This is a genomic window from Borreliella spielmanii, assembly GCF_014201705.1.
In the GTDB taxonomy this organism is placed as follows: domain Bacteria; phylum Spirochaetota; class Spirochaetia; order Borreliales; family Borreliaceae; genus Borreliella; species Borreliella spielmanii.
The window spans coordinates 333351-358601 of record NZ_JACHFA010000001.1; the positions used below are offsets into that span (position 1 = coordinate 333351).

A 25251-nucleotide genomic window follows, 5' to 3' on the forward strand; every position below is an offset into this window, starting at 1 on the left:
ATATAGCATAATAAAGATAGTAATTAAACTTATTCCAAGCATTAAAAATTAAAATTCATTAATATGTCTAAATAAAAATTCTTTATTAGCTTTAAATTTCTCTCTCCTATATTAAAATTTTTAGAATCTCTTATATTTTTATCCAACATTTTAAGAGAATTTTCTATCTCAGAAAATGAAAGCGGCAAAGACTTGTTCAAAAGCAAAACCTGAAAATCCTTTATTACAATCATCTTATCATCATAAAATATTTTTAACAAAAAATCATTTATAACATCCCTTTTGATATTTAAAAGAATACATATAAAAATAACGTCCGTTTCTTCTAAAATGTCAAAAGACACGGTATTGAAAAATACTTTATGATAAAAGCTTCTATTCCACAAATTCATCATTGGGAATTTAAATTTAGTAACAAGAATAGTGCTTCGATTTGCAATATACTCAGCCCTATTTAAATTATACGCACTAAAAACATAAGTTTTTTTGGTCAAAACATCTTTAAACTCAACTTGCGCATCAAGGCTTAATAATAAAGGATAAATATCAAAAATAGTGTTTTTATAATAAAATCCATTTGCAAGATTAATACTATTTAAATATATTTTATCATTAAATTTTGAAATAAATTCATAAAATAAACTTGGAATATTTTTCTTGCCAATCTGAAGTATCTCGTTGTAAGTAACACACGGTCCCATCTCAAGAAAATTACCCCTTAAAGACACCCTATTAAATTTTTCAAAATTACCAACAATAAAAAAATTATCAATAGGTGTTTCTTTGTTAAACAGATTAGGATTTTTTTTAAAATCTAGCTCATTATAAATGATATAATTATTTAAATTTTTGTTAAATAAATTGGATAGTATATTAAAACTTTCAGGATAATAAACTTTAACATTAGCCATTTTTTCTGTACAATTCTTCAGCTTTCAAATAGAGAGATAAAAAAGTATCAACATCCATGCAATTGCATTTTAATGAATTTCTATAGCCTAAAATATCTGATTTGCTTACAATTTTGTTTTCTAAAAAGTAATAAAACAACAAAACATTAGATTCAAAACAATTACTACAAAAATTAAAATCGTCTTCTAGTAAAATCTTTTGCATGTGCTGATAAAAACTTTTCTTTTTAAGTCCTTCAAGAGTAACTACACTACGACCATTTAAAATAAAAGCAGGAACCAAATTGGAATAAACAAGTCTAAAATCCAATAAAATTAAAAAAAATCTATTGTTAACAATATACTCTAAACTATTACTCTTAGCAAAAAAGATAGAATCTAAAAGACTTCTAGTTTCCAAAGAAAGACTAATTTTTTTTGAAATACTCTCTCCATTTAGATTGAAATTAATCAATATCAATTTTTACACTCCAACTATTTAAAATTTCTTCAAAATCAAGAGGCGTACTGCTTGTATTAAAATCAAATATTTGAATCAAAGCAGTTCGAATTGCAGAAACAGAAACAATAAAAAAACTCCTAAAAGAAAAAATAAACTCGCCATCCTCAATAAACTCTAAGCTTAAACAATCTTTAACATCGCAATTTACATTAGCACTGCGAAACACATAATCAACCGCCAACCCAAATATTGTACTAATTCTTTTATTATTTAACTTAAGCCTGGCAAACTTGCCTTGCTCTACAAAAAAACTTACATTGCTAAAAACCGCGTTAAGAGAATAAAATTCAAATTTAAGTTCAACAGAACACCCAAGCCTGCAATCATGAACATGCCTAGTAACTATTTTTTCTTTAAAAATAACAGGATATTCATTTACAAGGCCTGTACTTGTCAAAGAAAAAAAATTATCCTTAATAGCTAAAATTGCTTTTTCAATTAAATAAGGATCTTTAAAAAGAAGATTATAAAAATTAACAAAATCTAATATGCTCTCATCTATAAAAAAATTTACATTGTTATAGGCCAAACCCAAGGTTTTAGCTAAACTATTTTTTAAATAGTTACTTAAATTGTTGTCAATAATACTATAAGGCAAAAATATATTTAATTCATCTTTATTTAAAAGTGCAACAACATATTGCTCTCCACTTAAAAAATAAGCGTTTGAATTCAAATACGCAAAACCAACTCCCCTGCGGCTAGTATCAAAAATATCATAATTCTTGTTAACACTTAAAACAGAAGATTTCTTTATTAAAGAATTCTTTAAATCCAATTTTTTAAAAATTTTAAAAAAACTACTGTAATCGCCTTTAATCTGTGTAAGCAAATACCCTATTGGCTCACAAGACATTGTTAAAGCAATATTATAAAAATTGGAATAAATAAAATTATAAACAGAAATCTCAAATGCTAAAAGATTGTCATAAAAAAATATGAAATCGCTTTTATTCTCAACAAAAAAAATTTCTAAAAACCCATCAAAAAACAAATTTTTAAAAATATTATTAATAAATTTAAAATAAAACTTATACAAAAAATTTAAAGGTCTATTTATAAAAATTTCCAAAACAATCTTTGAAAGCTTGTTATTTGCCAACAAACAATTAGAAACTGTAAAAGTTAAATTTAAATTATCTAAAATTCCAAAATGCCTTTTATAGTAAACAACATTAACCGTTTTATTAATTTTTTTTGAAATTACAATACCTTGTAAAATTGCATTAAAAGAAATGGGAAAAATAGAACTAGACCAATAACTATTAAGAGAATTGATTTTTATTTTGTCTTTATTTACGCCAAAATTTTCACTAATAAAAAATTTCAAAAAAGAAATATTATCTACATTAGCATCAATAATCAAGTTTTCAGAATCAAAAAATATTTTAACTAAAATAAAGTCATCCGAAAAACTATTATAATCACTAAATTTATAACAAAAATTCAAAACATTACAAGTTTCAGATTCTTTCTTTTCAAATCTAGAGGAGTAATTATTACTCCCATCGCCAATTCTTAGATTAAAAAGAACACTTTTTTCAGCTTTTAATAAATAATCCAAATTATCTGAATACAAAACCAGGGGAATTTGGCCCTCAAAACTTATTTTATTATCAAAAAGCTTTAAATTAAATTCATTAGAATCAACAAAATCTCTAAACTTTAAAGTTATATTATCTTTATAGCTGATACTAAAAATTGAACTTACATGTTCATCTACAAAGCTAAAATCTTCAATAAAAGAATCCTTAACATTGCAGCAAACTGGCAAAGCCCAAAATTCACTTGCATCCACATTTGTCAAACTTATAAACTCCAACTAAACAAAAAAAATAAATTAGTAAGAACCCATTATTACATAAAAAAAGATTGAAAAATAAAACTTCAAAAACAGCTTACCTTACCAACATGCAACAATCTTAAAGCAACTTAATAAGAAATTCACTTAAAACCAATTTGAAATTGGCACTACTTATCAATAAAAATACTACCTTCAATAGCATTTTATTGCTTTTGATAAATAGACAAACTATGATAACATTATAAATTATAGATGTTTTCTAAATAAAAACAAGGATCTTATGAATAAAACAAAAAATCGAAGCTTTAAGTATTTTATAATACTTTTATGTATATCATTATTTGGGGCAGCCAATAATACAATAAACTACTCTAGCATTGAAATTCCCTTAGAAGATTTAAGTGAAGAATTTAAAGATGCTGAGAATAAAAACGATCAAATAAATGCCTTAAAAAATTCAAGCAAAAACATAGTTTCTTATAAAGACCCCAAAAAGGGTAAAGATCTAAAGTTGCCAGAAAATATAAGAGACAAAAAACTGTTTAAAAAAAGAATGGACGAAAATGATATAAAGTCTATAATTGAAAATTATGAAAGTAAAATTAGAAATATAGAAAAGCTTTTAAAATCCAAAAATCAAAAAGCATTGACAAATGAAAATAAAAAAATAGAATCGATCGAAAAAAAAGCGAAAAAATATGAAATTTTAACCAATAAATTAAAAAACGAAATAATAGAAATAAAAAAGCTCCTTAACAAAAGATCCAGACCTATAGAAAATGAAAATTATGAAAAAATAAATATTGAAAACATTGAAGAAGAAGATGATGATGATTTTGAAGAAAATTATGAATATAATGATGAAGCTGAAGAAACAAATGGGGATAACTACCCTTCTAATGAAGGAATAATAAATAACCTAAAAGAAAAACTTTATGAAAACGAAAAATATTATGCTATTAATGAAAAAAAATTTGATGAGCTTGAAGACAGAATCAATGATAATGAAAATACTATTTTGGACTTACAAAGAGAATTAAGAAACTTTAAAAAAAAAGATGACTCAAATAAAAACTTAGAAGAAATTGAAGAAAACTTATCTTTAATAGGAAAAATAATCAATGGCTTAAAGGCTAAAGTTAGCGCAAATGAAGCAATAAACAAAGAAAATCAAAAAAAACTAAGAACTGATAAACACAAACTAAAAGAATTAGAAGATAAAATAAAAGAGAATGAGGAGACTATTTTAAAGCTTCAAAAAGAATTAAATAATTTTAAAAAAAAAGAAATTTCTCAACAATCTTTACAAGAAGAGACTTTCGTTCCAAGTATCCCAAACAAAAATGACGACTTAGAAGAAGATGTTAAATTAGAAAAGAATTATTTAAAACCTATAGAAAAAAACGAAAGCCAAGATCTAGAAAAAAATGTTAAAAGTACACCAAAAACAACTATGATCAAAACAGCGGATTTTCAAATCTACCCTGACATATACTTTAATAACTATAAATTTAAAGAAAAAGGAGATCAATTTGAATTTAAAAAAGAAAACACATACTATATTGAAATAAATCCAACTAATAATTTAAATGAGGCTTTAAAAAATCATGAAATAATTTCAAAATATAAATTTGAAAAATATTTCATTAACCCCACTCTAAAAAATAACGAAGAATTTTTTAGAAACTTAATAGAAGTTAAAAATATCCATGAACTAGGAATTATGTATAAAAGTTTAAAACCTGAATTTAAGCAAATAAAAATAATTAAATAACATAAATAACAACTTAAAACCTTTAAAATCTAACTTAATCTAAGTAACTTTTTATGTCTTCAAAAGACATAATTTTTATATTTAAATTCAAAGCTTTTTTAAGCTTTGTACCGGCCTTTTTCCCTACAATAAGAAAATCTAAACTCCTAGTTACACAAGTTTGAAAAATTGCCCCTTTATTTTCTAGCTTGTCAATAACAATAGATCTAGAATAATCACCAAAAGATCCAGTAATACAAAACTTTTTACCAAGTAACAACTTATTTTTATCATCAATCAAAACACACTCTTCCATTTTAAATCCTAAATTTTCAAAAAATTTAAACTTATTAATCATTATTGAATCATTAAAAGCTCCAATAATATTTAAAGCAATTTTTTCTCCTATGCCTTTAATTTTCAACAATGTTGAAAAAGCAAAATCTCTATCTTGACAAAGTTTAAAAAGCTTTGAGAATGAATTAAAATTATTAAGAAATAATAACCTTATTGTATTTTCCCCCAACTCTTTAATTCCTATACTAAGAAGTAACTTGCTAAATGGCTTTTTTTTACTAGCTTTAATTGAATTTATCAAATTATTCACCTTTCTTTCTTTAAATCCTTTAAATTTAAGAAGTTTATAAAAATCAAATATATAAAGATCAATTTCTGAAGAAATAAATTTTTTCTCAAAAAGAAAAGAAATGGTCTTATCAGAAAACCCTTCAATATCCATACAATTTTTACTACAAAAATATTTTATTCTCTCAACTACTACTGAGGGACAATTATTATTTGTGCAAAAAAAATGTGCCCCTTCTTTTACTAAAGCCATTTTGCAAGCTGGACAATTATCAAGAATCTTAAAAAATCCTGTTGAAAATTTATTTATCACCATTTCAACAGCAGGAATTACATCTCCTCTTCTTGAAACTTTAACAATATCACCAACATTTAAATTAATAGACATTATATAATCTTGATTATGCAATGTTGCGTTAGTAATAAAAGCCCCTGAAACAAAAACTTTATCAATATTAGCAACCGGGGTAATTTTACCACTACGTCCAACCTGAACAACAATACTATTCACCCTGCTCAAACCCGAAAGCGATTCAAATTTGTAAGCCATTGCCCATTTCGGATGGTGCAAAGTATATCCCAATCTTTCTCTTAAAGCAAAATCACTAACCTTAAGAACAACTCCATCTATTTCATACTCAAAAGAATTTCTTTTTTTTGTTATATCTGCTATATAATTTAAAACTTCTTTAATTGAACTTTTTTGATCAAAAAACCTAATCAAAGGATTAACTTGAAACCCTAACTTCTTAAGTTTCTCAGTAGCCAAATTATTAGTTTTAAACTCCAATCCGGCATTCAAAAAATCATAAATAAAAACATTTAAAGGAAAATTAGCAACCTCTTTACTATCAACCCTTCTAAGTATTCCCGAAGCCAAATTTCTAGAATTAGTATAAGGCTTTTCCAAAAATTTATTTATTTTGAAAAAATTTTCTTTAGTAATATAAACCTCGCCCCTTAACACTAAATCAACCTTTTCATCAAGAAATAAAGGAATATGCCTAATGGTTCTAACATTTTTAGTAACATCATTACCAAATTTTCCATTACCTCTAGTAAGAGCTTTTTCAAGAATACCATCTTTATAATAAAGAACAATAGAACACCCATCAATCTTGGGCTCAACAGAAATATTAAAAGAATTGTTAAAATCAATCTTATCTATCCATGATTTTAGCAAATTAAGATCATAAACCTTGTCAAGACTTAATATAGGAATAGAATGCTCAACCTCTTTAAAGTCATTTAAAAGATCACTTCCAAATTTAAGAGTAGGAGAATCTAAAGTCTTATATTCGGGGTACTTACTTTCTAACTCTTGAAGCCTTAAAATATGCTCATCATATACAAAATCTTCAACACTAGGTAAAGAATCTACATAGTACTCTTTATCCCACTTTCTGATCAGCTTTTTCAAGTTTGCAATTTCTTGCTGGATTTTACTGCCCATAGGGTAAAATTTAACATATTCTTTATTATTTTATCAAACAATTTAAATTCACAAGCAAAAACCATCTTTCTTATTATACAAACTACAAAAGAACACAAAAACAGTATTATTTTTAATAATGTTTCAAAGTAAAATAATCTTTAAATAAAAAAATTAAGTAAAAAAAACAATATTATAAAAATGTGAATTATATTTTAATTGTCGTTAAAGATATTTTAAATATGTTAAAATGGATTAAGGAGTGCTCATTTGGAAGAAGACAAAAAAGCTTTAGTAGCTGATGACTCACTTTTCATGAGAAAAAACCTAATAAAAATTTTAAAACAATTGGGATTTAAAGAATTTTTAGAAGCCGAAGATGGAATTCAGGCTGTTAAAGAATTTGAAAAACAAAATAATATTGATTTAATAACACTCGATATAACAATGATGGGGATGGACGGAATTACAGCTCTTGAGAGAATGCATGAAATTAATAAAAAATTGCTTAAAAAAGTCAATATATTAATGGTTACAGCTATTGGAAAGCAAGAGCTAATACAAAAAGCTTTATCTCTTGGAGCTAGAGGATACATTACAAAACCTTTTAAAAAAGAACAAATAATAGAACAAATTAAACTTTTAGATTAGAGGAAATTTTGATAGCAAAAGAAAATATATATAAACAAACACAAATAAATACATCAAACCCCTTATCAATATTGATAATGCTTTATGACAAAGCAATACAGGATTTAAAAGTTGCCAAAGAACTTATACAAGATGAAAATTGGCAAAATGGCATTAAAGCTAATGAAAAAATCTTTCATGCACAAGAAATCATTACTGAATTAATGTCAACTTTAAATTTTGAACAAGGTGGAAATATCTCTGCAAACTTGCTCTCAATATACTCATTTCTAAATAAAGAACTAGAAAATGTTCTTTTAAAAAAAGAAATACATAAAATTGACAATGTTATAAAACAATTGCAAATATTAAACTTTGCCTGGAAAAAATTAGGGAAAAAAGAAAATAATGTTGCTCACAATAAATTAGGAATCAATATTGTCGGCTAATGAAATTTTAAAAAAATATTTTAGTAATTTATTATTAGAATTAAAAGAATTACAGTTAGTGTTAATAATAGAAAGTGTTGAATTGCAAAAAGAAGAAATAGAAATATTAAATGTAACCAATCCTAAAAAAGATTTGATCTTAGAATCAATCAAAAATTATTATAAAACAATAAATGCATGGTTGAAATATTCTAAAAACCAAAAATTGGACAATTTCGACTATTTAATTAAAGAAATTAACCTACTAAGAGAAGAAATATACATTAAATATCAAATTTGTTATAAACTCTTACAACAAATTATAAATGTAAAAAGAAAAATTCCAAAAATTAAAAAACATCAAAATCATATTACAGTAATCAATTCACCTATAATGTTAGATATGAAAATATGAAAGAACTTTACCTAATTGACGCACTAAATATAATATTTAGAAATTATCACGTAATGAAAAATTATCCACTTTTAAACACACAAGGAGAAAATGTAAACGCGTTTGTCGGCTTTTTTAAAACATTATTTTTCATAATAAAAGAAAAAAATCCTAAACATTTGATTATTACCTTTGACTCAGAAATACCAACTTTTAGAAAACAAAAATATCCAAACTACAAAGCAACAAGAGATGCACCTCCGGATGATTTAATACCTCAAATTGGATGGATAAAAAAGGGCCTTTTAAAAGCAAAAATACCAATCTTTGAGATTGAAGGGTACGAAGCTGATGATCTTTTAGCTAGTTTTGCTAAAAAAGCTGCACAGAACAACTATTTAACCTATATTATTTCTCCTGACAAAGACTTGCTGCAAATAATGTCAGAGCACATAAAGATACTTAAAATTGAAAACAACAGATTTGTTGAAATGGACAATGAGTATGTAATAAAAAAATTTGGAATAAATAGCTTTCAAATAAAAGATTATTTAGCTATTGTTGGAGACAGATCTGACAATATACCCGGAATAAAAGGTATTGGGCCTAAAGGGGCAGCAAATTTATTAAGAGAATTTAAAACCTTAAAAGGAATATATTCAAATTTAGAACTAATAACTAAAAAACATCAAGAAATTTTAATCAAAGAAAAAGAAAATGCTTTTTTAAGCTATGACCTTGTAAGTCTTGAAGAAAATTTAAAAATTCCAGAAATTGAAAATTTCGCCTTAAAAAATTTTAGTGAAGAGATAATATCTTTGTTTGAAAAGCATTCAGCAATTACTCTGATAAAAACCTATAAAAGGGATATCTTAAAACAAGAAGAAGAAAACTTAGCTCAAAAAAGCCTATTTAAGCAAGAATCTACCACTAAGAGTATAGATACCTTAAATACAATTGACACAGAAAATGTTAAATATCATTCAATAACAACAAAAAAAGAGCTTGACAATTTAATAGAAAGCCTTAAGAAAGCTAAATACATATCAATAGACACAGAGACATCTTCGCTTGACATCTATACAGCAAGATTAATTGGGATTTCCATTTCATTTAAAGAATTTGAAGGTTATTATATTCCAATCGAAGCCAGAGGAAAAATTTACATAGAAAAACATTATATAATACAAAAATTCAATAATTTTTTTGAATCAAATCCAAAAATAATTGGTCAAAATTATAAATTTGACTATAAAATACTAAAAAATAATGGATTTAACCCTATACCACCTTATTTTGATACAATGATTGCAGCATACCTTATTGACACAAACTCAAAAGTATCACTTGATTTTCTTGCAGAAAAATATTTAATGCATAAAAATATTAAATATGAAGATGTCATACAAAAAAATGATAACTTCGCAGGCATATCTTTAGAAATGGCAACAAGTTACTCATCTGAAGATGCTGATATTACATTTAGATTATTTAATGTATTTAGCAAAAAATTAAAAGAAGACAGCCTTGATAAGTTGATGCACGAAATAGAAATGCCTTTTAACAATGTAATTATAGAAATGGAAGAAAATGGTATTTATCTTGATAGAGAATATTTAAAAGAATATGGGAAAGAACTTGGAAAAGAATTAGAACTAATAGAAACCGAAATAATAAAAAGCATAGGAATTGATTTTAATCTAAATTCTCCAAAACAAATGCATGAAATTTTATTTGAAAAATTAAATCTAAAATTACCAGAAAAAATGAAAAAAGATTCAACTGATATAAAAGTGCTTGAATCTCTAAGAGGACAGCATGAATCAATTGAAAACCTAATAAAGCACAGACAAATTGCAAAATTGAAGAGCACTTACACAGATAATTTGATAGAACTAATAAACTATAAAACAAACAGACTGCATACAAACTTTATACAAACAAAAACAGCAACCGGTAGAGTCACCAGTATAAATCCCAACTTGCAAAACATACCAATAAAAGATGAGAAAGGACGAAAAATAAGAAAAGCATTTAAACCAGAAAATGGTAATATTTTTATTTCAGCTGATTATTCTCAAATTGAGCTTGCTATACTTGCTCATTTATCACAAGATGAAGTCCTTATTAAGGCATTTGAAAATAATAAAGACATTCATACAGAAACTGCTTCTAAACTTTTCAAAATAGAGGAAAAAGAAATTACTCCTAACTTGAGAAGAATAGCAAAATCTATTAATTTCGGAATAATTTATAGAATGTCAGATTTTAGACTTGCAAAAGAGCTAGGAATTACAAAAGAAGAAGCAAAAGGATTTATAGACTCATACTTTGACTCTTATCCAAAAATCAAAGAGTTTATAATAAATCAAATAAACTTTGTAAGAAATACTGGATATAGCGAAACCATCTTAAAACGAAGAAGATATATAAAAGAAATTAATAGCAATAATTATCTAGAAAGATCTGCCGCTGAAAGAATATCAATAAATAGTATAATTCAAGGGAGTGCCGCTGATATCATGAAAATTGCAATGGTTAAAGTGTTTAATGAATTTAAAAATAAAAAAATGAAATCAAAAATATTACTACAGGTACACGATGAAATGCTTATTGAATCTCCTATTAAAGAGGAAAATGAAGTGAAAAAAATATTGAAAATTATGATGGAAACCGCTTACACATTAACCCCGCCTTTAAGAGCAAATATTGAAACGGGAAAATCATGGGGAGAAATTCATTAATAATTGGAATAACAGGAAAAATTGCATCTGGCAAAGATACTGCTTCTAAAATAATTACCAATAAATATGGATTTTACGAAATAAATGCAGATAAGCTTGGGCATTTAGTCTTACATGAAAAAAAAGAAGAAATAATTAAAACATTTGGTCAAAAGATATTAAATACTAAAAATGAAATAGATAAACTCTTGATAAGAAATCTTGTATTTAATGATATTAAAGAATTAAAAAAGCTTGAAAGCATATCACATCCAATCATACTCAACAAAATAAAAAAAATTTTAATTCAAAACCAATCTAGAAAAATAATAATCAATGCTGCTTTACTTTTTAAAATAAATTTAGAAAAACTTTGCGACTATATAATTGTTATTAAAACAAAAACTCCTATAATAAAAAATAGATTATCATATTCTATGCCAAATATTGACTCAAATATAATAAATAAAATACTCAAAATCCAAAAAGATATTTTTTTTAAAAAAAATATTATAAACTTAAAAATAATCAATGTAATTAATAATAAGAATTATGTATATCTAGAAAAAGAAATTGAAAAAAAAATGCAGGAGATAATCAACTATGAAAGATTTAAATGAAAACAACGATAATAACAAAGGATTTTTTGTAGCATTAACCTCAATTGCAACAGTTTGTATCATAATATTTCTTGGAACAATTATCTTCTTTCCAAACAAAAATTTGGCCTCAGATATTGCAGAAAAGAATATTGTTTTAGAAGAAACCAAAGATCAAAACAACTTAGAAAACATTGACCAAAATGAAAAATCTTTAAAGGTATCTGAAACTCAAAATGAAATAATCATAGATTTAACACAAGATTTAAATAAAGAAAAAAAACCTACAACTCAAAAAATACCTAACACTTCTCAGAAATCAAAAATTATTGAAAAATCTCAATCTACAACTCAAAAAATACCTAACACTTCTCAGAAATCAAAAATTATTGAAAAATCTCAATCTACAACTCAAAAAATACCCAATACTTCTCAAAAATCAAAAATTATTGAAAAATCTCAACCCATAGCCCAAAAAGATTTAAACATTGATAAAATATATGACCCTAATACAGAATATTACATACAATTTGTATCACTTTCAGACCCAATAAATGCAGATAACTATATTCAAAAATTACTCAAATATAATATAGTTGCTAAAATATATTCTGCAACAGTAGATAATAAAGACATTTACAGGGTAAGATCTGGACCTTATAAAACAAAGTCAGAAGCAAAAGCGGACTTTAAAAAAATATCAGGAATAAGCGAATTTAAAGAAATTTATATACTACCGGTTAGCAAATAGACTATAGTTATTAATATATTTTTGATATTTTTCTAAATATTCTTCATGAATCTCAATAATAGGCGAAACAACATGCTTAATCTTTGCAAGCTTTAAAAAAGAATCATTCAAACTGTTAAATTCTCTTAAAGAATAGAATGCTTGAATTGCCCCTCCCATAATTTCTGAATGCTTAAAATCAAAAATCTTTAAATCTTTGCCAAGAATATTTGCTTTTATTTGGTTTAAAAGCAAATTATCAGAATTAGATCCACTAACAAAAATACTCAAAATTTCTTTTTTACAGGCTTTTAACTCAACTAATCTATTATAAAAAGCAAAACATACAAACTCAAGTATTGCCAAACCAATCTCTAATGGATTTTTAGCACTACCAAAAATTCCTTTACTCAAATCTTTGCAAAGATAAGGATCTATAATAAATAAATCATTAAAAAGTTTAATTTTGCTTGGATAAAAGTATATATTATTTAAAGTGGCATTTTTAACAATCTTCTTTAAGAGTAAATCAAAAGTCAAACTTTTTTTATAAAAACTGTCTTTTAACAATTGCATCAAATATCCAAAAGGAACAATTCTCCCAACAATGAAATATCCTTCTAAAAAATAAGGATACTCCAAAGAAAATCCCGGCAAATATGTACTTGAAACAAAGTTAAACCCCTCACTTGTGCCCATTCTATTTGACACAATCCCCTCTTGAAAAGCTCCGCTTCCCACCAAAACACTCAAATAATCTGCCCCCGCATTAATTACACTAATTCCACTATTTAGTCCAAATTCAACTCCTGCTTTGTCAGTTACAACCCCAACATTTTCCCCCATTTTTATGAACGAAGGAAATTTATTCTTATCAAGCCCATATTTTTTTATCTCTACATCATCCCAAATAAAAGGAATATATTCTACGCTTGGAAAGCTTGTAAAAAGCTTTCCTGTAAGTAAATAAATAAAATACTCAAAACAAGAAACAAAATAGCTTATTTTAGAATATGTTCCTCTTTCAACCGTACTAAGTACATAGGGCAAAAATACAGACTTTCCCCTAAAATCGGAATTAATTTTAAGGGAATTCCAATGCAATACTTCTAAAGGAATTAAATTTGAATTTAAAGCAATTAAACATGGAGAAATACCGCTAACAGCAATGCAATCTATTTTGCTGTGTTTAAAATTGGATATGGCTTTTTTAAAAGAAAAAAGCCATATATTAAAGTCAAAATTATCAAAATCGACATCAAAATAATCCGAATAACTAACATCAATATAACTTAAAATTCCATTTTCAGAACTAACTAATGCAGCCTTTAAAACACTAGTACCAATATCAATACTAAGAGCATTCACAAACTAACCTTTGGTAATTAATTTTTGAATATCATCTCTTCTATCAAGAATTTTTTGTAAACCAACTTTATTGTAAATTGCAAATATTGCATTTGCAAAAAGATGTGCAACATTGGCTTCATAATACCAAGGCTTATTTATTAATTCATCATTATGACAAACAGCATTTGTTCCAATTATTTTGTAAAAATACCCCTCCTCATAAGCCTTGTCAAAATATTTAATAGCATCTCCATTGAAAAACGGCAAACTAATCCCACATATAATCTTTTTAGCGCCCATACTTTTAAGCAATTTCATTGCCTTAATCAGAGTGCCCCCAGTAGCTAACATATCATCACTCATAAAAACATTTTTCCCTTCAACATCTCCTAAAAGTTTGGTTACAGAAATATTTGAATCATTAACATCATTTGAAACTCTTGAATAATCTCTCTCCTTATAAAGCAAAGCAAGGGGACTCTTAAGAGTTGATGCAAAAAATTTATTCCTACTTACAGCACCTGTATCCGGCGAGACAATAACTAAATTGGAGTCTCTAATATCGATCAAATCTCTAAGGGACTTAAAAATTTCATAAGAAACATTTAAATTTTCAAAATAAACTTTTCTAAATACATTTTCAATGGATTTTGAGTGAATGTCTAAGGTTAAAATATGCCTAATACCCAACTCTTCTAAAAATCTTCCAATAAGACTTGCTGTTAAACATTCCCTTGAATGTTTTTTATCTTGCCTTGAATAAGGATAAGATGGAATAATAACACTAACAGAACTGGCTTTAGCCTGCATACAAGCATCTATTGTTGTCATTAAATTCATTATATGATCATTAACTGTCATAATTATTTTTTCATTGCTATTTATCTCAACTTCATAGGCATTAGCAACATCTTGAACAATAAAAATATCCTTATTCCTAATTGTTTTTAAAATTTCAGTTTTAAATTCACCATTGGCAAATTTAACAAATTTTACAGGAATTTCTAAAGGCTCTTTGCTTTTAAGAGTAGATAAACTAAAACCTTCTAAAAAAGGAGCTAAAACCTTTTCAATCTTAAAGATTTCTTCCTTTAAGACTTTAGAATCTTGGCATATACTATCTACAATATCATTCTCAATATTTATAAATATTCTTTCAAGCTCTTCTATTATTTTACTAGCGAAAACTCTACCCCCAGGACAAGCAATAATTCCTATTGATTTTTTTTTAAGTAAATTCACCTAGCCCCTCGTTCTTTATTAAAAATACCTTAATAATCTTGATTTGATAATTCAACATCACTATACACACAAAAATAACTAAAATTTTTAAAGCAAGGCCAAAATATTTTAGCTCTAATAATAAAAAGAAAATCTTATTAATAGCAAAAATAAATATTATGCATAATCCTTAAAACAAAATTGACTAAACTACACAATTCCAAATTCAAATCCTATTCCAAACTTGAAATCAGAAAATTTAGCGTTTTGGATATTCCAAACATAGTAACCTTCAAGAATTAAAAAAGAGAATGAAAGTCTAGCACCAATATCCCAACCCATTGTCCCCAACTCTGCTAAAACAGAGTCTGCAGCAGAAGTAGCTATATTAATCTTAGGACCTGTGAAAAACGCTAAAGCTAAAACAAAAAAATCTAATCTTGTATAAAATCTCGGTGTTATTGCCATGATAAAAGAGAAATTTTCATTTGCAGTTCCATCTGAACGCTTTATTACTTTAAGAAGGTTCATGTCAAACAAAAGCTCAAATCCAACAGAAACAAAATCATCAAACTTAGCACCAAATTGAGCATAAGTCCCATATTTTAATCCGGCTTTAGCAATATTGGCCAAATCGGAAAACTTTTGAGCTATCTCTTCTTTTTCTATTGGGGATGACCCTGAAGGCAAATTTTGCTTAAGCTTTGTATTAATCTCTAAAGCCTCATTATAAAAGCTTGAAAAAGGATTAATGGGAAAAGCAACCCCACCACCAAAATTAAATTCAAAAGTAGTGTCTGCAAAACCATTAACCACAAAAATCCCAAACAAACACAAAATTAAAACTTTAAGCCTTATCATATACAAACTCCTCCTACAAAAATTTATGAAATATGAAAAATAAAACAGGGTTTATATTGCATACCTTATTATATAATAATTATCACAAAGTAAAAAAGTAAAAAGTAAGTAAAATAAAATAAAAATTAACTCTTAACAATAGAAGAAACTATTTCTTCCACACCACTTGGCATAGGATGATTTAGCTCTTTATATCTTAGAATATATTTTTTTGCATTTTTTTTATCACTCTTTAAATGATAAATGTAAAAAATATTAAATAAAGCCTCTTTATTTGCAGGCGCAAATTCTAAAGTTTTCAAATAATAAATCAAAGCATTATCTAAATCATCTTTTTTAAAAAGCAAATATCCCTTCAAATTAATTAACAAAATATTTTCTGGATCTTCTTTTATAATCGAATTAAGTTTCAACTCAGCCTCTGCGTATTTTTTCAAATTAATGCAAGCTAAAATAAAATTATAACTCGAATCATCACCAGCATTAATATTAAATTTAATAGATTTTTCATAAAGCATAACAGAAGACTCATTATTACCAAGCTCTTCATTTAATTTAGCAAGCTTATAATATTCATCAGATATGTTTTGATATTCCCTAAAAATAGAGCTACAAGACAAAATAAAAACAAATAACAATTTATACATAAAAACTTACTCAAGTCCTTAAATTATTTAAATTATTCAAAGTAGTAAAATAGCAATAAATCTAATAACAATCAAAATATAAAACTTAATCGTCTTAATGTTATTAAATTTTAAAATTAAGCAAACCATATTTGATGATTATAAAATAAAATTTAGAAAATTTAGCACTCTAAAAGCTAAGTATAAACAAGCCCTCCTGTTTAAAAAAACAAAAGGGCTTTTAATGCTATCTAAAAACCAAATTAAAGCTTTTCTTGGTCATACTTGTTAAATATGTTTTCTGTTAAATATTTACCAACCGATCTTTTATCCTCAATAAGTTTAGATATTACGCTAAAATGTCTTGGTTCGATCTTGAAATACTTATAAGCTCTCCCATCCTTAAAAAATACAGAAAGCTCAGACACAGAAGAATCATAACCTACCTGTGATATTTTGCTTAATTCATTAGATATTGTTAAAGTTTCCAACTCAAATTCCTCCAAATAATTATCTTAGGAGTATAATAATAAAGTAAGAGTTAATTCACTAAATAAAAAATTTTAATCAATAAAATCAAAATCTACTAAATGATATATTCCCTACTATAAGGATATACATTAACACAACTTTAATCAAGCAAACTGTAAACATCATATTAAATATTTTAAAGTTTAAACTATTTAATAACATAAAATGCTATGAGATAGATTTTTAAAAAAAAATTTTGTAAAATTATTAGGATAGTTAATCTTTTACTCACATATCATCAGGAGGGACAATGTCCAATGGACTACAATAAATTACGAAACATAGGTATTAGCGCTCACATCGACTCGGGAAAAACTACTCTTACAGAACGCATTCTTTTTTATTGCAATAAAATTCATGCAATTCACGAAGTAAAAGGCAAGGATGGAGTTGGCGCAACAATGGACTCAATGGAGCTTGAAAGAGAAAGGGGAATCACAATAGCATCAGCTGCAACTCACGTTGAATGGAAAGATTTTCCAATAAATATTATTGATACGCCCGGACACGTAGATTTTACAATTGAAGTTGAAAGATCTCTTAGAGTGCTTGATGGGGCAATATTAGTTCTTGATTCTGTTGCAGGGGTTCAATCCCAATCAATAACTGTTGATCGACAACTTAAAAGATACAACGTGCCACGCCTTGCATTTGTAAATAAATGTGATAAAACTGGAGCAAATCCCTACAATGTAAAAGATCAATTAAGGTCAAAACTTGACTTAAACTCCGTTTTAATGCAAATCCCAATTGGACTAGAAGACAAACATATTGGGGTTATAGACCTTGCATTAATGAAAGCCTACTATTTTGAGGGAAAAGATGGAACAGAAATAATAGAAAAAGAAATACCCTTAGACCTCTTAGAAGAAGCAAAAAATAAAAGAGAAATAATGCTTGATACTCTTGCCGACTTTAATGATGAACTTATGGAATTACACATGGAAGGAAAAGATGTCCCTATTGAAATAATATACAATGCAATTAGAACAGGAACATTGGCTTTAAAATTATGCCCTGTATTTATGGGATCTGCTTATAAAAATAAAGGGGTACAATTACTCTTAGATGCAGTAACCAAATTTTTACCATCACCTCATGATATAAAAAACACTGCTCTTGACCTCAATAATAATGAAAAAGAAATCGATCTTAAAATTGACAACGAACTTCCAACTGTTGCTCTTGCATTTAAACTTGAAGACGGACAATATGGCCAATTAACCTATGTCAGAATCTATCAAGGAACTTTAAAAAAAGGACAAGAACTTATAAATTCAAGAACTTCTAAAAAATTCAAAGTTGGAAGACTTATTAGAATGCACGCTAATAATACAGAGGATATTGAATTTGGGGGAAGTGGCGATATTGTTGCTTTATTTGGAATAGAGTGTGCATCAGGAGATACATTTTGTGATCCATCAATCAGCTATTCAATGACATCAATGTTTATCCCAGACCCCGTAATTTCTCTTTCTGTAAAACCAAAAGACAAAAAATCTGCTGACAATATGGCTAAAGCTCTTGGAAGATTTACAAAAGAAGATCCAACATTTAAAACTTATGTTGACATTGAGTCAAACGAAACAATAATTCAAGGTATGGGAGAACTGCACTTAGAAGTTTACATTGAAAGAATGAAAAGAGAATTCAAAGCAGAAGTTGAAACCGGAATGCCACAAGTAGCTTATAGGGAGACAATTACAGGAAAAGCTGAATTCAACTATACTCACAAAAAGCAATCTGGGGGAGCTGGTCAGTTTGGACGAGTTGCTGGGTTTATGGAACCTCTTAATAAAGAAGGAGAAACATACGAATTTGTTAATCTGATAAAAGGAGGAGTAATCCCAACAGAATACATTCCATCATGTGACAAAGGATTCCAAAAAGCAATGGAAAGAGGGACATTAATTGGTTTTCCAATAGTTGATATAAAAATCACAATAAATGATGGCCAATATCACATTGTTGACTCGTCTGACATTGCATTCCAATTAGCAGCAATTGGTGCTTTTAGAGAGGCTTACGAAAAAGCAAAACCTACAATCCTTGAACCAATAATGAAAGTTACCCTTGAAGGACCTACTGAGTTTCAAGGGAATATGTTTGGACTTTTAAACCAAAGAAGAGGAATAATAACAGGTTCACTAGAAGATGGGAGCTTTTCAAAAGTTGAAGCAGAAGTACCTTTAAGCGAAATGTTTGGATTTTCAACAGTCCTTAGATCCTCGACCCAAGGAAAAGCAGAATTTTCAATGGAATTCTTAAAATATGGGAAAGTCCCAAGCGCTATATTTGATGAACTTCGAAAAAAATTTAACGATCAAAACAAATCTTAATAAAAATAATAAGGAGGCTTTATTATGATCGATTTAACACAAGAAAAACAAGAAATATTAATAAAAAACAAGTTTTTAGCCAAAGTTTTTGGACTTATGTCAATTGGACTTTTAATTTCAGCAATGTTTGCATATGCAACATCAGAAAATCAAACAATCAAAGCAATAATATTTTCAAATTCAATGTCATTCATGGCTATAATACTTATACAATTTGGACTTGTATATGCAATAAGTGGTGCTCTTAACAAAATATCAAGCAATACCGCAACAGCTCTTTTCTTACTCTACTCAGCACTAACAGGAGTAACATTATCTTCTATATTTATGATTTATACACAAGGATCAATAGTATTCACATTTGGAATTACTGCTGGAACATTTCTTGGAATGTCTGTTTATGGATATACTACAACAACAGATCTAACAAAAATGGGAAGCTATATGATAATGGGCTTATGGGGAATCATTATTGCATCTCTTGTTAATATGTTTTTCAGAAGCTCAGGCCTTAATTTTCTTATATCTATTTTAGGAGTAATCATATTCACTGGGCTAACAGCTTATGACGTTCAAAATATTTCTAAAATGGATAAAATGCTACAAGACGATACCGAAGTAAAAAATAGAATGGCAGTTGTAGCATCACTTAAGCTTTATTTAGATTTTATAAATTTATTCTTATATCTTTTAAGATTTTTGGGTCAAAGAAGAAACGACTAAAACAATTATAAAAACCCATTTTTATAAAAAATTCAATCAAAAATGAATGCTTTAACTTAAAAGCATTCGTTTTTAGAGGTTTCAATGAGCATAGATAGCTTAGAGTTCGAAGAAAGTAACACTCAAAATGTAATAAAAAAAAATTTTGAATTTGAAGGATATGTTGAAAGTAATAAGCCAATAATAATAGAAGGAAAACTCAAAGGCTTAATAAACTCATCAAACTCAATTTACCTAAGGGAAAAAGCCAATGTTGAAGCTGAAATAAAATGCCAACACTTACTAAATCATGGCAAAATAAAAGGTAATATTGAAGCTTTAAAAACAATTAAAATCTACAAAACCGGCAAATTAATAGGAAACATTAAAACCAAAGAACTTTTTATTGATTCTGGAGCAATATTTAAAGGGAATTGCGAAATGGAGGATTTGGAAGAATGAAATTTTCTTTTCTACTACAAATAACTTTAATTCTACTATCCAATTCAAGCTTATTATTCGGACAATCCTCCCAACTTAAAGAAAAAGAAGACTCCCTCCTTCTCTATAGAGAAGGAAAATTTAAAGAAGCTATTTTAAACACGTTAGAAGAAATTCGGCTAAATCCTAACAACTTAGATGCTAGGGCAATATTGATATGGAGCTTAATAGCTATAGGAGAATACAAAAGAGCCGAAAAAGAGGCAAATATTGGTCTTGGTATTAAAAAATATGACATAAGAATTATTCAAGCACTAGGAGAAGCTTATTTTTTCCAAAAAAATTATGAAAATGCATTAAAATACTTTCAAGAATATATTAGCCTTGATTCTAAAGGAGCAAGAATAATAAAAGTTTATAACTTGATTGCAGATTCTTTATATGAGTTAAAAAGATATAATGAAGCAGATTTTGCATACGAAAATGCATTAAGATTTGCTCCTAATAACCAAAATCTATTGATAAAATTAGCAAAATCAAGAATAAATGCAAAAAATAAAATATTAGCAGAAGAAGCGTTAATTAAACTTCTTACAATCTCTCCTAATAATCTAGAAGCAAAAAATTTACTAGAGGAATTAAAAAAAAGCAATAATAAACCTTGACATTCAATTTATAAAAACTTATTCTTATTCTTAGAAAATTAATAAACCGGGCTGCTAGCTCAAGTGGTAGAGCATCGGACTCTTAATCCGTTGGTTACAGGTTCAAGTCCTGTGCAGCTCAAATCGTTAAATACCTTTTTGGCATAAATTATCAATTTTATACCAATTTAACTTGACATTATTGAAAATTAAATATATTATTACTTTCGATGGTCATAAAGTGACTTTTGGGCTCATAGCTCAGGTGGTAGAGCAGCGCCCTTTTAAGGCGTTTGTCGTAGGTTCGAGTCCTACTGAGCTCACTTTTGTCCTCTTCGTCTATCGGTCAGGACTCCAGGTTTTCATCCTGGCAAGAGGGGTTCGATTCCCCTAGAGGATGTCTTTAAGGAAAAATTATATTTAACTTGTTCTCTTTTTACTTTTACTAAAAAACAAAAGTGTTTTTAAATAAACAGAAACTATTCAGGCATTAATAATATCTCAGCTCTTTCTTCAAGATTAATTTTCTTAAAAAATTCATTTATCAAATTTTTGCTTAAATTAGTTTCTATAAACTTAACCCCAAAATTATTTTTAAATACTCCATACCAGGATAATGCTGTTGATATATTTGAAATCCAATAACTATTCTTCTCCGAATTTATCTTTGTATTTTTAATATAATTTTTCTTAACAAAAGAAAAATCTATATCATTAAAATCTATTTTTTGCCTTTCAATCATATAGCTATTAATAGAATTTAAAACATTATCCAATTCCTTAGGCTCAGTAGTAAAAAAAATAGATAAAATACCGTCGGAATCTACATTTTTCCTCGAATTAGAGTCAAAAGAAGCTTGAATTGCATAAACACTAGACATTTTTTCTCTAATATTTTTTATAAGGCCATCCGTTAAAAGATCCGCTAAAGCATTTAAATTTAATGTGGTCTCTGCTAAATAATTAAATTTAAAAGGGTAAATCACATAAGCAAAGCTAGTTGAATCTTTTCCCTTCCTTACAACTATTTTGTTAAAATTTTTACTGTAAGAGTAATCTAAATCTTTATACTCACTGATTTTTTTAAAGCTAAGATTGCCTAAATATTTCTTTGAATAAGCTTTTATTGTCTGAATATCTGAATCTCCAACAAAAACAAACTTAAAATTATTTGCATAAGTAAACCTTTTCTTATAAAAAGATAAAATATTTTCTTTTGTAAAATATTTTAAATCACTCTCTTTTGCATCTTCAAATCTAGGATCATTATTGTTTAAAAATTTACTAATAGCTTTTTTAAAATGATATTTAGAACTATTTTCATTACTCTTTATTAATGCTTTTATATTATTAATAGAATTTTGTAAAAAAACTTCATCTATTTTGGGTTCCTTAAAAGCAAAATATATAAGCTCAAAAAGAGTTTGAAGATCTTTTTTATCTGAACTTCCAGCAATATATGATTCTTGAGCTCCAACACTAACACTTAAAGAAACAGCTTTGTCTGATAAATATTTTTCAATCTGTAATGCAGAATAATCTCCGCATCCTGAACCAGATACTACCCCAGGCGCAAAAGTTAAAACGGGAATAAGTTTTGAATCCTCTTCATTGATTAAACCACCCCAAGAAGTTGCTCTAAAATCAATTACACCCTTTTTTTGATCATTATATTTGAAATAAACTTCAACTCCATTTTCAAGAACAAATGATGAAATTTCATTTTCAAACTCATTTTCTCTAATAATATCTTTATTATCTAAAGACTTCTTAAAAAATTTACCTTCAATTGAAGAATTTTCATAAGATTTAAACTCTCTTTTTAAAGCTATCTTTTGAAGATTATTAATATCTTCAAAAGTCAAAGTAGGGTGTAATCTTGCATAATAAGAATAAAAAATTGCACAATTTTTCACATCAAACTCTCTTTCTACTAGATTATTTATTGTCTTTAAGTCAATTTTTTCCAAAAATTGAATAGAAAGATCGCAATACTCACTCATATCAAATTTGTCAGAACCATCAATAGCATTTTCTATTAAATCTTGAAAAATAGCCCATGAATTTGTTTTATTTATATTATTTTTCCTTAATCCTAAAGATTTGAAAAATTGAGCTTTAACTTTCTCAAACTCCCCCTGGGTAAATCCAAATTTTCTTATTCTCTCAAGCTCATAAAAAAAGTCTTCTATTCCTTCGTTCAAATAATCTGGATTAAAGTTTAAGGAAATTGATCTTGCAACAATAGTATTCTTATCTGATTTAAATGAAAAAAAATCTTTATTTAAAACATTTTTAAAATATTTTACCCCAGCAGTATTTAATTCAGAAAATCTATTTTCAAAAAGAGCAGCCAATAAAGACCTTTTAATAGAATTTAAAACATCATCTTTGGTCTTGACAGAGTTAATAACTTCCTTTTTAAAAAACATTAAACTAGGCTCTCCTACTTCCAAATCTTCTAAAAGTAAAAACTTATCTTTAAACTCTACATCTAAACTTACTTTTACTTTATTGATTTTATCAGTTGGATTTTCCCAAAAAATAAATTGTTTTTTTATTTTCTCTTCAATTTCTATAGGATTAATATCTCCTACCACAACAACACTTGCAAGTTCTGGTCTGTACCACTTTCGATAAAATTTTTTAAAATCTTCTGGTTGAAAAGACAAAATCTGTTCTTCAAGACCAATAGGATTTCTAAATTCATAAATACTTCCACTTGTCAAAAACTTATACATTTTTTCATAAATCCTGCTAGGATAAGTTTCACCAAGCTTTTTTTCCTCAATAATAATATTACGCTCCAGATCTATCTCTTCTTTCATGAAACTAATTTGAGAAGCCCAGTTCCTTAAAATATTTATAGATTCATCAATCTCATCTTTATTATTACCATCTGACAAATCAAGCCTATAATAAGTGAAATCAAAACTAGTAGCAGCATTAATATCAGCACCAAATTGCATTCCAAATTTTTTAAGAACATCAATAATAGAATTTCCCGGATAATCTTTTGTGCCATTAAAAGCCATATGTTCAAGATAATGAGCTATGCCCCTCTCATTATCCTCTTCATTAAGAGACCCTACATTAAAAACAATCCCCATATTAACAGCATTCTTTGGAGTTTGATTTTTATAAATATAATACCTCAAGCCATTAACAAGTTTCCCCTTTAGCAAGCTTTTATCTAACTTTAACTCATTAGAAACACAGGAAAACAAAAAAAATAGAAAAACACTTAAAAACTTAAAATAATTTTTAATTCTTTGATAATTCATTTACAATCCCTCTTTTTGAATTTATTTTTTCAGAATAAATTTTATTTAATGCTTTTAAAATAGATGAAAATCCAAAATCATTCCAATCTTTTAAACTCTTTAGCTTAGAAACTGGAAAAAGCTCATAAAATAAAAATAATAACTCTTCTTTGCTTAATTTTGGAATATCATTTAAGTAAACATTTTTATTAAAATCTTCAAGATAAACAAAAGGATTCAAGCGCTTATCTAGAAGAAATTTATTCAAATTAGGCATTAAAATGCTTTTATTATAAATTTCAATAGTAGTATATTCACTTGTCACATTATCATAAAAATCGTTATTCAAAAAAGAATCTAAAATAATAAATTTATTATCCTTAACACCCACACTTCTTCCATCCAAAGTCTTTAAAAATCCATCCTTACTAATATAAACTAAAGCATTTAAATCCTTTGTAGCATTAAAGATAAGCCTTGAATTGTTATAAACCTTAGATTGTCTTAAATGTTTATTGCTATCTACTGCTAATTCTTTTTCGTTTTTTAATAATAAATTTTTATTTTTTTCTTTTAACGCTTTATAAGCTAATTCAATATACTCTAAAGCAGAACTATTGGCCAAAACAAGCTGCTCTCTCTTTAGCAAATTAATAAAAAAAATCAACTCTTCTTTTTCAAGACTACGATAAAAATTAAAATCATTTAAATCAATGCCAAAACAAAAAGTAACCCTAAATATTAAATAAAAAATTGCAATGTTTTTTTTCAATTTAGCTTCC

Annotated in this window: 22 protein-coding genes and 2 tRNA genes; 13 read left to right on the plus strand and 11 right to left on the minus strand. The window is 26.9% G+C overall.

Going from position 1 to position 25251, the window contains the following annotated elements; genetic code table 11:
* Positions 1-41 precede the first annotated feature (41 nt).
* From HNR35_RS01490 to HNR35_RS01500, 3 genes are read right to left on the minus strand one after another with little or no spacing between them, the layout of a single operon-like run.
* On the minus strand, positions 42-911 hold the full coding sequence (locus HNR35_RS01490; RefSeq protein ID WP_183223455.1) for an FAD binding domain-containing protein: 870 nt from the start codon (positions 909-911) through the stop codon (positions 42-44).
* Positions 904-1371, minus strand: a complete 468-nt coding sequence (locus HNR35_RS01495) for a hypothetical protein (RefSeq protein WP_006433952.1) — start codon at positions 1369-1371, stop codon at positions 904-906. Before HNR35_RS01495 ends, HNR35_RS01490 begins: the two co-directional genes overlap by 8 nt.
* Positions 1358-3220 carry a hypothetical protein gene (locus tag HNR35_RS01500; protein WP_183223457.1) on the minus strand — a complete coding sequence of 621 codons (1863 nt, stop codon included), beginning with the start codon at positions 3218-3220 and terminating at the stop codon, positions 1358-1360. Before HNR35_RS01500 ends, HNR35_RS01495 begins: the two co-directional genes overlap by 14 nt.
* A gap of 277 nt (positions 3221-3497) precedes the next feature.
* Between HNR35_RS01500 and HNR35_RS01505 the strand changes: the two genes are divergently transcribed.
* Positions 3498-4991 carry a hypothetical protein gene (locus HNR35_RS01505; protein ID WP_183223458.1) on the plus strand — a complete coding sequence of 498 codons (1494 nt, stop codon included), beginning with the start codon at positions 3498-3500 and terminating at the stop codon, positions 4989-4991.
* Between the two features lie 34 nt (positions 4992-5025).
* Here the strand turns inward: HNR35_RS01505 and ligA are convergent, their stop codons facing one another.
* A complete protein-coding gene (gene ligA / locus HNR35_RS01510) occupies positions 5026-7008 on the minus strand; it encodes an NAD-dependent DNA ligase LigA (RefSeq protein WP_183223460.1) in 1983 nt (660 codons plus the stop codon).
* Between the two features lie 249 nt (positions 7009-7257).
* Between ligA and HNR35_RS01515 the strand changes: the two genes are divergently transcribed.
* Genes HNR35_RS01515 through HNR35_RS01540 form a run of 6 tightly spaced genes read left to right on the plus strand, consistent with a single transcriptional unit; the run spans position 7258 to position 12512 of the window.
* Positions 7258-7638: a response regulator gene (locus tag HNR35_RS01515; protein ID WP_006433913.1), complete on the plus strand. Its 381-nt coding sequence runs from the start codon at positions 7258-7260 to the stop codon at positions 7636-7638.
* An 8-nt stretch (positions 7639-7646) separates the two neighbouring features.
* Positions 7647-8066, plus strand: coding sequence for a flagellar export chaperone FliS (gene fliS / locus HNR35_RS01520; protein ID WP_006433954.1), 420 nt, complete (start codon positions 7647-7649; stop codon positions 8064-8066).
* Entirely contained in the window at positions 8056-8460 is a 405-nt protein-coding gene (locus tag HNR35_RS01525; RefSeq protein ID WP_006433892.1) for a hypothetical protein, read from the plus strand. The genes fliS and HNR35_RS01525 overlap by 11 nt, the downstream gene beginning before the upstream one ends.
* Positions 8457-11183 (plus strand): DNA polymerase I, encoded by a 2727-nt coding sequence (polA, locus tag HNR35_RS01530; RefSeq protein ID WP_183223462.1) that lies wholly within the window; start codon positions 8457-8459, stop codon positions 11181-11183. Before HNR35_RS01525 ends, polA begins: the two co-directional genes overlap by 4 nt.
* Entirely contained in the window at positions 11165-11782 is a 618-nt protein-coding gene (coaE, locus tag HNR35_RS01535; protein WP_006433949.1) for a dephospho-CoA kinase, read from the plus strand. The genes polA and coaE overlap by 19 nt, the downstream gene beginning before the upstream one ends.
* Positions 11766-12512 (plus strand): SPOR domain-containing protein, encoded by a 747-nt coding sequence (locus HNR35_RS01540; protein ID WP_006433901.1) that lies wholly within the window; start codon positions 11766-11768, stop codon positions 12510-12512. The genes coaE and HNR35_RS01540 overlap by 17 nt, the downstream gene beginning before the upstream one ends.
* Here HNR35_RS01540 and HNR35_RS01545 read toward each other — a convergent pair.
* From HNR35_RS01545 to HNR35_RS01565, 5 genes are all read right to left on the minus strand, one after another.
* Positions 12495-13859 carry an FGGY-family carbohydrate kinase gene (locus HNR35_RS01545; protein ID WP_006433893.1) on the minus strand — a complete coding sequence of 455 codons (1365 nt, stop codon included), beginning with the start codon at positions 13857-13859 and terminating at the stop codon, positions 12495-12497. The genes HNR35_RS01540 and HNR35_RS01545 overlap by 18 nt on opposite strands.
* 3 nt (positions 13860-13862) lie before the next feature.
* Entirely contained in the window at positions 13863-15083 is a 1221-nt protein-coding gene (locus tag HNR35_RS01550) for a ribose-phosphate diphosphokinase (protein WP_183223465.1), read from the minus strand.
* A gap of 189 nt (positions 15084-15272) precedes the next feature.
* Positions 15273-15923, minus strand: a complete 651-nt coding sequence (locus HNR35_RS01555; RefSeq protein ID WP_183223467.1) for a hypothetical protein — start codon at positions 15921-15923, stop codon at positions 15273-15275.
* Positions 15924-16048: 125 nt separating this feature from the next.
* The gene (locus HNR35_RS01560; protein WP_183223468.1) at positions 16049-16570 is read right to left on the minus strand and encodes a tetratricopeptide repeat protein; all 522 of its coding nucleotides are present in this window, start codon (positions 16568-16570) and stop codon (positions 16049-16051) included.
* A gap of 242 nt (positions 16571-16812) precedes the next feature.
* Positions 16813-17040 (minus strand): KTSC domain-containing protein, encoded by a 228-nt coding sequence (locus HNR35_RS01565; RefSeq protein ID WP_004789464.1) that lies wholly within the window; start codon positions 17038-17040, stop codon positions 16813-16815.
* Positions 17041-17337: 297 nt separating this feature from the next.
* On the opposite strand from HNR35_RS01565, the gene fusA reads away from it, so the two are divergent.
* The 6 genes from fusA (at position 17338) to HNR35_RS01595 (ending at position 21529) form a co-directional block, all read left to right on the plus strand.
* Positions 17338-19419 carry an elongation factor G gene (fusA, locus tag HNR35_RS01570; protein WP_183223470.1) on the plus strand — a complete coding sequence of 694 codons (2082 nt, stop codon included), beginning with the start codon at positions 17338-17340 and terminating at the stop codon, positions 19417-19419.
* Between the two features lie 24 nt (positions 19420-19443).
* Positions 19444-20142: a Bax inhibitor-1/YccA family protein gene (locus HNR35_RS01575; protein WP_006433919.1), complete on the plus strand. Its 699-nt coding sequence runs from the start codon at positions 19444-19446 to the stop codon at positions 20140-20142.
* Between the two features lie 84 nt (positions 20143-20226).
* Complete coding sequence (locus tag HNR35_RS01580; protein WP_006434017.1) at positions 20227-20583, plus strand: bactofilin family protein; 357 nt, start codon at positions 20227-20229, stop codon at positions 20581-20583.
* Positions 20580-21227 carry a tetratricopeptide repeat protein gene (locus HNR35_RS01585; RefSeq protein ID WP_183223472.1) on the plus strand — a complete coding sequence of 216 codons (648 nt, stop codon included), beginning with the start codon at positions 20580-20582 and terminating at the stop codon, positions 21225-21227. The genes HNR35_RS01580 and HNR35_RS01585 overlap by 4 nt, the downstream gene beginning before the upstream one ends.
* A gap of 48 nt (positions 21228-21275) precedes the next feature.
* Positions 21276-21348: transfer RNA gene (locus tag HNR35_RS01590), tRNA-Lys, on the plus strand.
* A 108-nt stretch (positions 21349-21456) separates the two neighbouring features.
* A tRNA-Lys gene (locus HNR35_RS01595) sits at positions 21457-21529 on the plus strand.
* 156 nt (positions 21530-21685) lie between these two features.
* Here the strand turns inward: HNR35_RS01595 and HNR35_RS01600 are convergent.
* Positions 21686-24490 (minus strand): M16 family metallopeptidase, encoded by a 2805-nt coding sequence (locus tag HNR35_RS01600; protein WP_183223474.1) that lies wholly within the window; start codon positions 24488-24490, stop codon positions 21686-21688.
* A complete protein-coding gene (locus HNR35_RS01605) occupies positions 24471-25241 on the minus strand; it encodes a hypothetical protein (protein ID WP_183223476.1) in 771 nt (256 codons plus the stop codon). Before HNR35_RS01605 ends, HNR35_RS01600 begins: the two co-directional genes overlap by 20 nt.
* Positions 25242-25251 lie beyond the last annotated feature (10 nt).